We start from the raw sequence: 13,412 nt of genomic DNA, 5'->3' as shown, positions 1-13,412 counted from the left end.
GCCGTTCGGCTGGCACTGCCGATCACCCCTGGGGGTTGGCGTCGAGATCCCAGAAATGCCTTGGACTCAGGATACTGATGCCTTCGTAGACGGTCAGGTCGAGAAGATCGGCGTCCCCGCTTATGATGATTTCACAAGCGCCGGCCAAAGCGCTTGCGAGGATCACGTCATCGTCCGGGTCTCGCGACACAGAGGTCTCGAGCGGTGCTGGCGCGATGACTTCCATCCCATCGAACAGCGTCCCGATCGCTCGCTCCACAGCGGGCGGCGACATGCGGAACTTCCGCAGCATCTTCTCGCGAAGCTCCTCGACGATGGGTTCGGACGTGACGAGCGTGTGATTCTCGGCGCAGTGCTCGAGCAGTCGGCTGCAGAGCCCACGCGAGATGAATGCAGAAATTAGGACGTTCGTATCCAGGAGGATTCTCACGAAACCATCTTGAACACGTCTTCGTCCGTGAGCTGAACCCCTCGGTCGTCGAGCTCCCGGAGCATTTCCTCGCGGACGGATCGGAACCGGCGGATGAAGACGTGCGCCTCGATCGCACGCTTTACCCAGTCCTTCGCGGAAACGCCGTCAGCGGACGAGAGCGCATCGATCTGCGCCTTCAGCTCGTCCGGGATCTCGATTGTCATATTTTCACTCATGTGATCTCCTTTCCTGTTCGTCCAAATTATATCAAAGCGCATACCCATGGAATCCCCGTCGTCGTGACGATCCCTCCATGCACCTGCCGCCTTCATGGCCGGTTTCATGCTTCGCTCCCGTCTCCAACTGGTTACAGGGAGCGGAGATGAACATCGACTTGTTCGCGGACGTGGCGTGCCCGTGGTGCTGGATCGGCGAGCGGCGGCTGAGGCGGGCGCTGGAGGCGCGCGGCGTGGATGCGACGGTGCGCTGGCGGCCGTACCTGCTGCAGCGCGACCTCCCGCCCGAGGGGATGGCATGGAACGACTTCGTGGAGCGCAAGTTCGGCGGCTGGGCGCGCGCCCGGCCGATGTTCGCGCAGGTGCAGCGCGGCGCCGAGCCGGAGGGGATCCGCTACGACTTCGAGGCCATCGGCCGCGCGCCCAACAGCCGAGACGCGCATCGCGTGATCCTCCTGGCACAGGACGAGGGGCGGCTGTGGGAGGTGGCGGACGCGCTCTACGCGGCCTACTTCGCCGAAGGGCGTGACGTCACTGACCACGCGGTGCTGGCGGACGTCGCGGCGGGCGCGGGGCTCGATGCGGAGCGGGTGCGCACTATGCTCGCTTCGCAGGCGTACGCCGACGCGGTGGCGGCCAGCCAGGCGCTCGCCGACGAGATCGGCGTGCAGGGGGTGCCGCTGGCGATCTTCGAGGGCCGCTTCGCCGTCTCCGGCGCGCAGCCGCCCGAGGTGTTCGAGACGGCGATCGACCGCGCGCGCGGCGGCCAGGCAGAAGCAGCCTGATCGCGAAATCAGGCGATGTTGCAGCCCCGCCGTTCCAACGGCGAGGGCTGTCGCGCATCGGGAAGCCACGAAGCCCAGCCACGCGCACCGAAGCCTCGGCCGAGCCGACGCCGGTAGTCCGCGAAGGCGGACTTCGTGTGGTTGTTGCAGCGAATTCATCATTCGCCCCTCTCTCGATCCCGATCTCCCGATCCCATCCTCATCTCCTAATCCCCAATCTCCCACCCCCCGCAAGTTCAGGATGCGCCGGACCGGCGTGTCGGTAGATTGCCCTACACCGCGTGGGGAGGCGCTGGATCAGATTCACGCCGGTTGCATCGGGGGCGGACAGCCGGACGGGAGTGGAGATGGAGACGCTGACGGCGGCGCGCGCGCAGATGGAGGTCTCGCTCGCGTTCCACATGGTGTTCGCGGCGCTGGGGATCGGGATGCCGCTGCTGATGGCCATCGCCGAGGCGCGGTGGCTGCGCACCGGCCGCGCCGAGTACCGCGACCTGGCCCGCAAGTGGGCCAAGGCCACGGCGCTCACCTTCGCCATCGGCGCCGTTTCCGGCACGGCGCTGTCGTTCGAGCTGGGGCTGCTCTGGCCGCGCTTCATGGAGCTGGCGGGCGGCATCGTGGGCCCCGCCTTCGCGCTCGAGGGCTACGCCTTCTTCCTCGAGGCCATCTTCCTCGGCCTCTACCTCTACGGCTGGGACCGCCTCTCCCCCCGCGCGCACCTGTGGACCGGCATCGGTGTGGCGGTCAGCGGGATGATCTCCGGCGTCCTCGTCGTCGCCGCGAACGCGTGGATGCAGGAGCCGGCCGGCGTGCGCTTCGTCGGCGGGCAGGCGACGGAGGTCAGCGCGCTGGCGCCGTTCCTGAGCCCCGCGTGGCTGCAGATGGCGCTGCACTCCACCCTCTCCTGCTACATCGCCACGGGATTCGCCGCGGCGGGCGTCTACGCGCTGGGGATGCTGCGCGGCCGCCGCGACGCCTACCACCGCGCGGGGCTGACGCTGGCGCTCTCCGTCGGCACCGTGGCCGCGCTGCTGCAGCCGGTGAGCGGCCACATCTCCGCCGCGCACGTCGCGCGCAACCAGCCAGCGAAGCTCGCCGCTGCCGAGGCGCACTTCGAGACGCAGCGCGGCGCGCCGGTGATCGTCGGCGGCATCCCCGACATGGAGGCGCGGACGGTCCGCGGCGCCATCCGCATCCCCAGGCTCCTGAGCTTCCTGGCGACGGAGGACTTCGACGGCGAGGTGAAGGGGCTCGACGCCTTCCCGCGCGCGGAGTGGCCGAACGTCGCCATCGCGCACCTGGCGTTCGACGTGATGGTCGGCGCCGCCTTCGCGATGATCGGGCTGGGGGTGTGGTTCTGGGGGATGAGATGGAAGAAGCGCAAACCCGGCCGCTGGCTGCTGCGCGCGCTGGTGATCGGGTCGCCGCTGGGGATCGTGGCGCTGGAGGCGGGATGGATCGTGACGGAGGTCGGCCGCCAGCCGTGGATCGTGCGCGGCGTGATGCTCACGCGCGACGGCGTCACCCCCGCGGCCGGCGTCGCGGCGACGTTCTTCGGCTTCTCCGTGCTCTACCTGGTGCTGGGGACGGCGCTCGCGCTCCTGCTGCGCCGGCTCGCGACAGGCGCGCCGCCCGCCGCGGCGGCTCCACCGACGTCGGACGCGGAGGTGGCGCGTGCTGGCTGACCTGGCGGCGGGGCTCGCGCTGGTGGCGCTGATCGCCTACGCGGTGCTGGCGGGCGCGGACTTCGGCGGCGGCATCTGGGACGCGTTCGCCCGCGGGCCAAGGCGGGACGCGCAGCGCGACGCCATCGCCCGCGCCATGGGGCCGGTGTGGGAGGCCAACCACGTGTGGCTGATCTTCGTCGTCGTCCTCCTCTTCTCCTGCTTCCCGCCGGCGTACGCGGCGCTCTCCGTGGCCCTCTTCGCCCCGTTCCACCTGGTGCTGCTGGGGATCATCCTGCGCGGCGCGGCGTTCGTCTTCCGCGCCTACTCGCCGCAGAGCGTGCGGCGGCCGGGAAAGCCCGGGCGCGCGGCGCGGCGCTGGGGCGCGGTGTTCGGCGCCGCGAGCGTCATCACCCCCGTGCTGCTGGGGATGTGCCTCGGCGCGGTGAGCACGGGCGCGCTGCGGGTGATCGATGGACGCGTGGCGATGGAGGGCGCGCCGTGGCTGCGGCCGCTGGCGCTGGCGATGGGTGGCTTCGCGCTGGCGATCTGCGCCTACCTCGCGGCCGTCTATCTCGCGAACGAGACGGAGGGCGACCTGCGCGAGGACTTCCGCCGCCGCGCGCTCCTGGCCGGCACCGCGGTGGTGGCGATGAGCGCGCTGATGCTGCCGCTGCTCTACCTCGAGGCGCCGCACCTGTGGCGGGGACTGCTGAGCCTGCGCGCCGCGCCGGTGGTCGCGCTCGGCGTGGCCGCGGCGCTGCTGAGCGGATGGGCGCTCTGGAAGCGTCGCCCGCGGCTCGCGCGCACGGCCACCATCGCGCAGACGGCCTGCCTCCTCGCGGGATGGGGGATCGCGCAGCACCCGTACCTGATCTACCCCGACGTCACGGTGCACGGCGCCGCCGCGCACGAGGCCACGCTGCGCTTCGTCCTCTGGTCCACGCCGTTCGGGATGGCGTTGCTGCTGCCGTCGCTCTGGTGGCTCTTCCGTGTGTTCAAGGGTCCGTCGATGGGGTGGGTGGATGAAGATTGAAGTGCTGAGTGCTGAGTGCTGAGTGCGATGTCATCTCACCCTTGTTCTTATTCCTCCAGCTGCTTGCGAAGCGGGGTCAGCCACGATGGGATGGGCACGCCGAACAACTGATAGACTCCCTCCAGCTTGACCAGCAGTTCCACACCGGCGGCGCGGCGCATGTAGGCGGGCACGGCACCGAGCATCTGGTCCACCAGGAAGCGCGCGGCCTCCATCGTCAGACCCATGCCGCCGCTCGCCGACTGCTCCACGTACCAGGCCCGCAGCTTCACCAGCGTCTTTCCACGCGGGACGGCCTGTCCACTGACCAGGTTGAAGATGGCGCCATGGCTCATCTTCACCTCGGCGGCCACCTGCCGCACCGACGTCGTTTCCACGCGCCTCCGCAGCGCTTCGCGAAGCAGCTCGATCTCGGCGTTCCGATCCATGTGACCGCTTTTCTTATGCACCCGTCCATCCAGCGCCGCAACCGCACTCCATGGACGAGTTGACGGAGGCTGCCGCCCGAGGTGAACGCCTGCCGGGAGAGAAACCGGTTTTCCAGACTTCGGGTCGGCTTGCGGCCTTCCCGCGTTTCGGCGTACCCAGGCAAGCCGGGAGAACCGCTCCGGCGGCAGCCTTCTTCTACTGTCCTTCACATCAAGTTCGTCCCCGATGGCGGTGGATGAGGGCTGCCACCCGAGGTGTGTCCCCAAACTGCGGTGGTTCAAGCCGCAGAGGCTGGTTCGGCTTCTTGCCTCCCCGTCGTCGGCGTACCCGGCGCGTACCGGGAGAACCGCTCCGGTGACAGCCCTCAAGTTCGACGGTCAATAAAACCTGTCGCGAGTTGCGGCGCCAAACCTCGATCCGACGCCCTCAGGGGGTGAAAACGCGCGGAGTCACCCCCTTCCAGATGGCGGAAATCGCCGCACAGTTACCGACATACGCGGGGGGTCTACACGGGCGTGTAGACCCCCCAAAGCTGGCGTGTCCGGTATGGTGAACCTATCGTTTACATCGCGTCCTCCTGACGCGCTTAAGTCTTCACAGCACGGAGTTTCGGCCCATGGAACGCACCCTTCGCCGCTCCACCTTCGCAGCCGTCCTCGCCGCCGCCGCGCTGACCGGTGCGTGCTCCGGGGACAATCCCGCTGGTGCCAACTCTCGTCCGGCAGCACCACGACTGGACGGAGGTGTCACGTTCGGTTCGGGAAGTCGCACCGGAACGTCGGACGGCAACACGACAACGGCCGCCGACTCGGGGTCGACGGGCAGCCGGGGAGGTGCAACACTTGGATCGGGGAGTTGAATTCGGCTAAGAAACCCGAGCTCAGCGGGTGGAAGACCTAAGCCGCTCGATTCTCACCCCACGGCCCGGGATAGCTCCTCGCGCGCCGTGGGGACCACTCAGCGAGTCGTGAAGCAAGGAGCCGCACAAAATCACGATACTCCGTGCCGCCGCTCTTTCGCGCTGCACCGCGCCGCTCCGCGATAAGCCGAAGTAGGATGCGCGCGAGGCGCGCGATCTCGCGGTCGTTTTGCTCGACGGCTACTGCGAGAGTCCGTTCGGCCTCTTCTTCCGCTGCATCCCAATTCCCGGCGAGCCGCCTCGCGTCTGCTAAGTGCCAACGTGTAACCGGCTCCATCTGCCGATGTTTTTCCAGCATCCTGAGTGAGCGGTGCCGCATTATCGCAGATTCTTCCTGTTCTCCCATCCCCGCGAAAGCGCGCGCGGTGAGGGCCAGTGCCATTGTCCGGACGGACGGTTGTTCGATCAACCGCAGCGCCGTGCGCACAATTCGCGCGGCCGACGCGAATCGACTGCCGAGCACGAGCATCAATCCAACATCCACAGCAAAGAACGGAAGGCGCTCGTGATTCTTGGGATACCACAGGAGAGCACGGCGCGCTCGCTGCTCCGCTTCGGCCAGATGCCCACGCACCATCAGCATGGCCGCCAGATCATGCTGGGCGGACGCGGCGAGCGATGGTGGACCCGCCTTCCACGCCAGTCGTGAGCCGCGGTTGAGATGCTTTCGCGCCCCCTTCACCCACCCCAGTTCCTGGCAGAGCCTCCCGAATCCGAGGTGTCCCCACACTTCCTCGACGACGTCGCCCTGCTCACGGGCGAACCCGATCCCGCGCCTGAACCAGACCTCCGCTCGTTCGTACTCGTTCGCGTTGCGCGTGACGCGACCGGCGATGTTGGCGCGCCGGGGACTCGACGGGTCCGCCAGGGCGCCCGTCTCCGCCCACGCGATCGCCGTCTGGGTGTGCTCGTGCTTCACCGCCCAGTCGACCACCTCCTCGCACGCCGACCCGACCTCGCCCGGCGCGATCGCCAGGGGATTCGCCGTAAGCGCGGCGAAGAGATCGAGCGCGCGGCCCAGCTCGGCGGCAACCGCGCGAGCCTCGCGGCGCTTGGCCTGGACCTCGAGCGTCGGCGCGCGGAAAAGCTCTGGCCGCAACTGGTGGGACGATTCCGCCCAATCGCGGAGATGACGAATCTCCTGCCAGAGCACCAGCCCCAGCGTGTTCGGCAGCTCCTCGAGGATTTCGCCTTCGCGGCGGCGTTCCGGCGGGGGCGGAGGAATAATTCCCATTCTGATCTGTCGGGGCGGTGCACGGAGTCAACACGAACGATATGGAGTCACAAAAGGTGCCGCCAGCCCTCGATAACAGGTCGACGCCGACAGATACGAACCGCCCCCGGACCGTGTGGCCGGGGGCGGCTCGCGTCGTGATCGATCCCGCTCACTGGAACGGGTTGCGCTCCCAGGAGCCGTACATCGGGTTGGGGAGGAGGATGTACGTGCGGCCGAACTCGGCCAGCGCGGCGGGCTGGGTGCGCGCCGCCTGCGTCAAGCCAGGGAAATCCTGGATGTTGTCGCCCACCCACATCAGCACCTTCAGCGCGGGGAGACCGGTGCCGGTGCCCGTGCGCACCTGCTCGAAGCGCGGGTTCTTGTCGCTGCGGCCGGCGACCCGGCAGAGCACCGCGTCGGCAATGATCGCCACCTTCCGCAGGTTCTCGCGCGTCTGCGGGCAGAGGGGGTCGTCGCGATTGGTGACGATGGCCACGCGCCCGCCCAGCTCGTGCACCAGCCGCGTGAACTCCGCCGCGCCGGGGGTGGCGGGCGCGGCCTCCTCGTTCACCCACGCCGTCCAGCTCTCGTCGGAGTAGCCCTGGCCCTGCGGGTTGCGGCGGAACTGGTAGGTGGAGTTGTCCAGCACCGTCTCGTCGGCGTCCATGATCACCGCCCAGGTGCCGCGCGGCTCGCGCGCGGCCAGCTCGCGCAGGCGGTCGCCGGCCCAGCGGTAGGCCTGCACGAACGCGGCGGTGCGCTCGGCCGAGTTGCGCCACCAGTGGATGGCGCCCACCGCGGCCGTGGGCGGCAGCGGCACCGCCGTCATCCGCGGCGAGTTCTCGGGAACGGGCACGGGGTGCGGCGGCTGCGGCATCCGCCGCTCGTCGGCGGGCGGCGCGGGCGCGGGTGCCGGCGCAACGGGCGCGGGCCGCGTGCACGCCGCGGCGGCAAACAGCAGGACGACGGACGCTCGACGGTACATCTTCATCTCCCCCGAAAGGCGTGCGGTGGCGATCCCGTGCCGGCGGATGCACGCGCCGCGCCGGACGCCATCCCATCCAACAATCTGTCGTCCGACCTTGTTCCGCGCGGCGGGACCGCGCTACGTTCCGCGTCCGTCCACGATCGTGCCGTCTCCCACGAACCGGCGCCAACCATGATCCGAAGCCGAATCACCCCTGCAGCGGCGCTGGTCCTGGCCGCCTGCGCGCCGGCCGCCACGCAGCAGTCCGCGGCGCTGATCCGCGACGGCGAGTCGCTCGTGCGCGCCATGCACGACCGCTACGCCGGCAAGTGGTACCGCACGCTCACTTTCACGCAGCGCACCACGCGCCGGCTTCCCAACGACTCGGTGGTGGTGGAGACGTGGAAGGAGTACGGCGCCATGCCCGGCCGGCTGCGCATCGAGATCGGCGATCCCGCGGCGGGGAACGGCGCGCTGTACGCCAACGACAGCGTCTACCGCATTCGCGGCGGGCGGGCGGACCGGCGCGTGCAGCAGCGCAACGCGCTGATGATCCTGGGCTTCGACGTGTACGCGCTCCCGGTCGAGCGGTCGCTGGAGATCCTGCGCGAGGAGGGCTTCCCCATGTCGCCGCTGCGCACGGAGACGTGGCAGGGGCGGCGCACCTGGGTGGTCGGCGCCGCGCCGGGCGACCTGCACAGCAAGCAGTTCTGGGTCGACGCGGAGCGGCTGGTCTACGTGCGCTCGCTCGAGCCGTTCGGGGGCGACACCACGAAGACGCTCGACATCCGCTTCGACGACTACCGCCCGTACGGTGGCGGATGGGTGGCGCCCACCGTCGACATCCTCGTGGACGGGAAGAGCATCCAGCGCGAGGAGTACAGCGACATCCGCGTCGACGTCCCCCTCGACCCGTCGCTCTTCGATCCGGACAGATGGAGCACGGCCGTGCATCCCTCGAACTGATCCGGTCATCCGCCATCATGCTTCACCGCGCGTGGTGAAGCATGATGCGCATTATGCGCATCTTGACGCACTAAAGCATAATGCGCATTATGCGCATCATGTCTCGTCCCCGCCGCACCCGCATCATGCGCCCCGAGCCCCTCCAACCATTGGAGGGGAAAGTTACAGCGCCTATAAACATATGGAGTACATACGGGCTTGCCGCAAACCCGTTTTTCCAGGAGGAACTCAGGTCCGATCCGGCAGCGTTCTACCCGATCACGCTGCACGTAGGACGTGAGGACGAACTGCGACTGGCTGCACGGCAACTGGGAGGAGGCCCTAGTTCGCGCATAGTGGTCGAAGGGGCACCGGGGATCGGAAAGACGAGCTTCGTAAACAAGCTCAAAGCCGAATTGAGCAGCGCCGGCATGCTCACCCACGCCGAGCCGGTGCGGATCGTGGCTGACAGCACAGTCCTGAGCTTCGTGGCCGACGTGCTGCGGGTGCTTCTCCGCGTGCGATCCGCGGCACTGCTCCCTGTGGATGCGTTCTGGACTCGCACGGCACGGCTTGTGGAGGGTGAGGATACGATGGCGGGCGGGGTGACACTCGGTCCTGTTGGCGTATCGTTCCAGGGCGGGCGCGTTCCGGCGGAAGCGCCGCTCGGCACCCTTTACGAGGTGGTAGCAGAAGGGGTGGACAGGCTGGCGCGCGAGCTGAGTACCGGAATCCTCCTTCACGTCAACAATCTCGAAAACCTGAGCGAGAGCGAAGCGTCTCAAGCCTCACGGCTGATGCGCGATCTTCGGGACTTCCTGCTGCTGCCCGGCGCTCATTGGATTTTCGCGGGTGCCTCCGGTGTGGACGATACGGTCTTTCGGGCGTACGATCAGGTGGCCGGGATCTTTCCCGAGCCCATCGTCCTCAATGCGCTGACGCAAGCCGAGGTTTCCGAACTGATTCGCCGCCGCTACGCGTTCCTCACTGTTAACCGGACAGCAATGGTGCCGCCGGTAGACCCCGAAGTGGCGGCCGGGCTGTACCAGCTCTACCAAGGCGATCTGAGGAACTTCCTGCGGCTCCTCAGCGACGCGGCTGCGCTGGCGCTGGGCGTGGAAGGGATCGAGCCAATGACCTCGGAGCGAATCGTCGCCGTAGCAGCACCGCGATACGCCAAGAGCATCGAGCGTCGGATCGGCGCGGCGGACATGGCATACCTGTCGCAAGCCGTTCGCAAGAGCATGGGCGGCGAAGTGAATGTGACAGCAATCGCTCAGACGACAGGCCTCGGGCAGTCAGGTGCAAGCCGGCTGATGTCACGACTCCGCGAGTCAGGTCTAGTCGTCCAGAGCCGGACTGAGGGCAAGCGCGTATTCTACCGCCCGGCGGGACAGGTGTTGATTGCGCTCGGCATTCCTCCCGGCGCGGACTGAGGCTGCGTTCTCCAGACCCCCACACGGTAGAAGTCATGTTCCGATCTCAAACCGCCGTCATTGCCGCGCTCCTGCTGGCCGCCTGTGCGCCCGCCGCCACGCGCTCCGCGGACGCGATCCGCGACCCCGAGTCGCTCATCATGGCAATGCGCGAACGGTATCATGGCCAGGGGTTCCGCACGGTCGTGCTCGACCAGCGCACCACGCTGCGCCGCGGCGACGAGGCCGTGGTGGAGACCTGGCGGAAGTACCTGAGTGCCCCGGGGCACCTCCGCATCGAGACCGACCCCTCGCGCGCAAACGGCGTGATCAAGACCCGCGACAGTGTCTTCGTGGTGCGCGACCGGCGGCTCGCGACGAAGGCCGAGGACTACGACGCGCGGATGACGGTGGCGTTCGACGTGTACGTGCAGGACACCCGCGAGACGCTGGACGACCTGAAGGAGCTGGGCTTTCTCCCCGGCACCGTGCGTACCGCGGAGTGGGAGGGGGAGCCCGCGTACGTGCTGAGCGCGAACGACACGGCCGGGCGGACGCACCAGGTGTGGATCGAGGCGCGGCGCCTGGTTCCCGTGCGGCTGGTGCAGCCCGCAGAGGGCGGGCGCACGATGGAGATCCGCTTCGAGGATTACCGCCTGCTCCACCAGTGGTGGCTGGCGGAGCGCGTGGAAGTCAGCGTGGACGGGGAGCCGGTGCAGCTCGAGGAATACGCGAACGTGCGGACGGGCGTCCCGCTTCCGCGCACCGTCTTCGAGGCGGGCCTGTGGAACTGGGCGTTCGACCTGAACCCCTTCTCCCGCGCCCACCACGTCGACGCGTCGGATCCCAGCCCGAGCCGGCACGGCAGGCCCACCCGCCCCAGCGGCACCCTGAGAACGTACGATGGCTGGAGGCAGGTGTTCTAGACGCGCGCACCTCCGTCATCCCCCCGACGAACGAGCGGGCAGGCGCCGAAGCAGCCTGCCCGCTCGCGTTTTCTCATAACTGATGCATCCCAAGACAATCCCCAAAGCACTGAATCACACGGAGGGAACGGAGGAAACGGAGGAACTCAGCTCGGTCCTCCGTTCCCTCCGTTTCCTCCGTGTGATTTCTTCTTACTACCGCCCCGTACCCGGCACCGGGAACACGGCGCGGCTCTCGTGACCCTCGCGGTCGACGGCGGCCACGGCGAAGAAGTAGTTGTCGATCACGATCCCGGGGAGCACGGCCTCGGTGACGTTGCCCACCCAGCGCGAGAACTGCCACGTCGCGCTCTCCGGCTCGCGCCAGTAGATGCGGTAGCCGGCCAGGTCGGGCGCCTGCACCGCCTTCCAGCGCAGCGTGGTGTTCGGCGTCACCGCGCCGGAGATGGACACGCTGTCGGGCGCGGGCGGCGCCCAAGCCAGCGACGCCAGCGAGGTGGCGTTCAGCGCCGCCATCTTCGCCACGTACACGTAGTCCACCATGTCGGGCGTGTCGCCGTAGCGGACGCCGTTCTCCGTGCGCAGGCTCTGGTGCTGGCGCGTGTAGTCCTCCCACAGCTCGGTGATGCGCACCGCCGGGAAGCCCTGGTTGAAGAACGGCGTGTGGTCGCCGCCGCGGCCGAAGCGGTCGAGCCGGTAGACCATCATCACGTCGAGATTCGCCACGTACTGCCGCGCGATCTCGTCCACGTAGCGCATCAGCTCGCGCGACGGGGTGTCCAGCTCTCCCCCCGAGTACAGGTATCTCCGCAGCTCCGCCTGCGAGGCGGTGACGGGGATGCCGGGGCCGAACACGCGCGCGCGGGTGTTGTCCACGTCGCCCCGCATCCCCCGTGAGTTGCCCACGATGTCGTTGTTCAGCACCCCCTCGATCTTCCATCCCTGCGCCTTGGCGAAGCGCGCGAAGATCTCGCTCCCGTTCAGCCCCTGCTCCTCGCCCGCGATGGCGGCGTAGACGACGCTGCCGTCGAACTGGTACTTCGACAGCACCCGCGCGCTCTCCAGCGCCACGGCCACGCCCGACGCGTCGTCGTTGGCGCCGGGGGCGTCGCTGGTGCTGTCCATCACGTCGTTCACGCGCGAGTCGTAGTGCCCCTGGACCAGGACGAAGCGGTTGGGATCCGTCCGCCCGCGCTGGATGGCGACGACGTTCACCACGCGCGTGTCGCGGGGGATGCGGGATCCGCGCTCGGTGCTGCCGGGAACGACGTCGTCCACGTAGCGCACTTCGAGACAGCCGCCGCACGCCTGGGAGATGCGGGTGAACTCGTCGAACAGCCACCGCCGCGCGGCCCCGATCCCCCGCGTGCGCGAGACGGTGTCGCTGAGGGTGTGGCGCGTGCCGAAGCCCGCCAGCCGCCGGATGTCGGCCTCCACGCGCGAGGTCTGCGTGGCCGCGGCGATCTCGCGCAGGCGCGGGTCCTCGCCGCCGGGCGCGGCGCCGGGAGACGTGGCCGCGGGCCGCTGCTGGGCGGAGAGGGTGGAGATCGCGAGCAGGGAGAAGGCGAGCGGGAGCGCGGCCGCACGGATGCGCAGGGTCACGTCAGGTCCTCCGGATCGGGTCGATCGGATGATGGGGGTGATGGGGATCAGGAGACGTCGCCGGCATCGCCGCGCGCCGCCGCGGCGGAGATGCGCGCGAGCAGGTCCGCCAGCTCGGCCTGCATCAGCGACTCCAGCCGCAGGTCGTGCTCGCCGAACTCCAGCGCGGCGGTCACGCGGTTGGGCACGACCACGCAGAACATCCCCGCGCGCTTGGCGGCCAGCGCGCCGTTGGGCGAATCCTCGAACGCCACCGCGCGGGTGGCCTCCACGCCCAGGCAGCGCAGCACGCTGCGGTACAGCTCGGGATCGGGCTTGGAGCGCTCCACGTCGTCGCCGGTGCGGACGCAGTCGAAGTAGTGCCACAGCCCCAGGCGGCGCAGCTGCGGCTCCACCCACTCGCGGTTGGAGCTCGATGCGAGGCCGACCCGGAGGCCCAGCGACTTCGCCGCGCGGAGCGCCTCCTCCACGCCGGGGATGGCGCCGTGCGCCAGGATCCGCTCGTGGAAGCGCGATCGCCGCCGCACTTCCAGCGCGTCGCGGTCCACGCGCGCGCCGGTGCGCTCCTCCAGGTAGGCGTAGGGATCGAAGAACCCCGGCGCGCGGCCCACGCACTGGCCCCACACCTCCAGCGGCAGCTCGGCCCCGTGCTCGGCGAACAGCTCGAGCACGGTCTCGTACTCGTGCGTCTCGCTGTCGAAGATCAGCCCGTCGAAGTCGAACACCACCGCTTCGATCACGCCCGCACCTCCGTCTTCATCTCCATGAGAGTCGCCCGACAACTTACGACGCCGCCACCGTCGCGCCACCGCCGCACCGACGGGGATGCGACACCGGATTGTCCTGCGGCATTGGTGCCG

At 68.8% G+C, this 13,412-nt stretch carries 13 protein-coding genes; 6 read left to right on the top strand and 7 right to left on the bottom strand.

Annotation, left to right across the window (positions count from 1 at the left end; translation table 11 throughout):
- Nucleotides 1-22 precede the first annotated feature (22 nt).
- Nucleotides 23-430 (bottom strand): putative toxin-antitoxin system toxin component, PIN family, encoded by a 408-nt coding sequence (locus VF092_09890; GenBank protein HEX6747587.1) that lies wholly within the window; start codon nucleotides 428-430, stop codon nucleotides 23-25.
- Complete coding sequence (locus VF092_09885; GenBank protein HEX6747586.1) at nucleotides 427-756, bottom strand: hypothetical protein; 330 nt, start codon at nucleotides 754-756, stop codon at nucleotides 427-429. The genes VF092_09890 and VF092_09885 overlap by 4 nt, the downstream gene beginning before the upstream one ends.
- A gap of 38 nt (nucleotides 757-794) precedes the next feature.
- Between VF092_09885 and VF092_09880 the strand changes: the two genes are divergently transcribed.
- The 3 genes from VF092_09880 (at nucleotide 795) to VF092_09870 (ending at nucleotide 4,133) form a co-directional block, all read left to right on the top strand.
- Nucleotides 795-1,433, top strand: coding sequence for a DsbA family oxidoreductase (locus VF092_09880; GenBank protein HEX6747585.1), 639 nt, complete (start codon nucleotides 795-797; stop codon nucleotides 1,431-1,433).
- Nucleotides 1,434-1,780: 347 nt separating this feature from the next.
- On the top strand, nucleotides 1,781-3,118 hold the full coding sequence (locus VF092_09875) for a cytochrome ubiquinol oxidase subunit I (protein ID HEX6747584.1): 1,338 nt from the start codon (nucleotides 1,781-1,783) through the stop codon (nucleotides 3,116-3,118).
- Nucleotides 3,108-4,133, top strand: a complete 1,026-nt coding sequence (locus tag VF092_09870) for a cytochrome d ubiquinol oxidase subunit II (GenBank protein ID HEX6747583.1) — start codon at nucleotides 3,108-3,110, stop codon at nucleotides 4,131-4,133. Before VF092_09875 ends, VF092_09870 begins: the two co-directional genes overlap by 11 nt.
- A 47-nt stretch (nucleotides 4,134-4,180) precedes the next feature.
- Here VF092_09870 and VF092_09865 read toward each other — a convergent pair whose 3' ends face one another.
- The 3 genes from VF092_09865 to VF092_09855 all read right to left on the bottom strand — a co-directional run bounded on the left by VF092_09865 (nucleotide 4,181) and on the right by VF092_09855 (nucleotide 7,682).
- The gene (locus tag VF092_09865) at nucleotides 4,181-4,561 is read right to left on the bottom strand and encodes a hypothetical protein (protein HEX6747582.1); all 381 of its coding nucleotides are present in this window, start codon (nucleotides 4,559-4,561) and stop codon (nucleotides 4,181-4,183) included.
- 897 nt (nucleotides 4,562-5,458) lie between these two features.
- Nucleotides 5,459-6,715, bottom strand: a complete 1,257-nt coding sequence (locus VF092_09860; GenBank protein ID HEX6747581.1) for a hypothetical protein — start codon at nucleotides 6,713-6,715, stop codon at nucleotides 5,459-5,461.
- 151 nt (nucleotides 6,716-6,866) lie between these two features.
- Complete coding sequence (locus VF092_09855) at nucleotides 6,867-7,682, bottom strand: HAD family acid phosphatase (protein ID HEX6747580.1); 816 nt, start codon at nucleotides 7,680-7,682, stop codon at nucleotides 6,867-6,869.
- Nucleotides 7,683-7,856: 174 nt separating this feature from the next.
- Between VF092_09855 and VF092_09850 the strand changes: the two genes are divergently transcribed.
- The 3 genes from VF092_09850 (at nucleotide 7,857) to VF092_09840 (ending at nucleotide 10,950) form a co-directional block, all read left to right on the top strand.
- Complete coding sequence (locus VF092_09850; GenBank protein ID HEX6747579.1) at nucleotides 7,857-8,630, top strand: hypothetical protein; 774 nt, start codon at nucleotides 7,857-7,859, stop codon at nucleotides 8,628-8,630.
- Between the two features lie 80 nt (nucleotides 8,631-8,710).
- Nucleotides 8,711-10,045 (top strand): AAA family ATPase, encoded by a 1,335-nt coding sequence (locus tag VF092_09845; protein HEX6747578.1) that lies wholly within the window; start codon nucleotides 8,711-8,713, stop codon nucleotides 10,043-10,045.
- Nucleotides 10,046-10,080: 35 nt separating this feature from the next.
- The gene (locus VF092_09840; protein HEX6747577.1) at nucleotides 10,081-10,950 is read left to right on the top strand and encodes a hypothetical protein; all 870 of its coding nucleotides are present in this window, start codon (nucleotides 10,081-10,083) and stop codon (nucleotides 10,948-10,950) included.
- Between the two features lie 195 nt (nucleotides 10,951-11,145).
- Here VF092_09840 and VF092_09835 read toward each other — a convergent pair whose 3' ends face one another.
- Together VF092_09835 and VF092_09830 are read right to left on the bottom strand one after the other, a co-directional pair.
- Entirely contained in the window at nucleotides 11,146-12,552 is a 1,407-nt protein-coding gene (locus VF092_09835; GenBank protein HEX6747576.1) for a M28 family metallopeptidase, read from the bottom strand.
- 47 nt (nucleotides 12,553-12,599) lie between these two features.
- On the bottom strand, nucleotides 12,600-13,292 hold the full coding sequence (locus VF092_09830) for an HAD family hydrolase (protein ID HEX6747575.1): 693 nt from the start codon (nucleotides 13,290-13,292) through the stop codon (nucleotides 12,600-12,602).
- Nucleotides 13,293-13,412 lie beyond the last annotated feature (120 nt).

Origin of the sequence: Longimicrobium sp. (assembly GCA_036377595.1) — a bacterium.
Taxonomy (GTDB): Bacteria; Gemmatimonadota; Gemmatimonadetes; order Longimicrobiales; family Longimicrobiaceae; genus Longimicrobium.
Note: the sequence above shows the minus strand (reverse complement) of the source record. Positions and strands in the feature narration are given on the sequence as shown.

Bases quoted from the DNA above. Each gene is read 5' to 3' on its own strand.
- VF092_09885 (HEX6747586.1), bottom strand. From the start codon at position 756: ATGAAACCGGCCATGAAGGCGGCAGGTGCATGGAGGGATCGTCACGAC.
- VF092_09880 (HEX6747585.1), top strand. From the start codon at position 795: ATGAACATCGACTTGTTCGCGGACGTGGCGTGCCCGTGGTGCTGGATC.
- VF092_09875 (HEX6747584.1), top strand. From the start codon at position 1,781: ATGGAGACGCTGACGGCGGCGCGCGCGCAGATGGAGGTCTCGCTCGCG.
- VF092_09865 (HEX6747582.1), bottom strand. From the start codon at position 4,561: ATGGATCGGAACGCCGAGATCGAGCTGCTTCGCGAAGCGCTGCGGAGG.
- VF092_09860 (HEX6747581.1), bottom strand. From the start codon at position 6,715: ATGGGAATTATTCCTCCGCCCCCGCCGGAACGCCGCCGCGAAGGCGAA.
- VF092_09855 (HEX6747580.1), bottom strand. From the start codon at position 7,682: ATGTACCGTCGAGCGTCCGTCGTCCTGCTGTTTGCCGCCGCGGCGTGC.
- VF092_09850 (HEX6747579.1), top strand. From the start codon at position 7,857: ATGATCCGAAGCCGAATCACCCCTGCAGCGGCGCTGGTCCTGGCCGCC.
- VF092_09845 (HEX6747578.1), top strand. From the start codon at position 8,711: ATGCGCATTATGCGCATCATGTCTCGTCCCCGCCGCACCCGCATCATG.
- VF092_09840 (HEX6747577.1), top strand. From the start codon at position 10,081: ATGTTCCGATCTCAAACCGCCGTCATTGCCGCGCTCCTGCTGGCCGCC.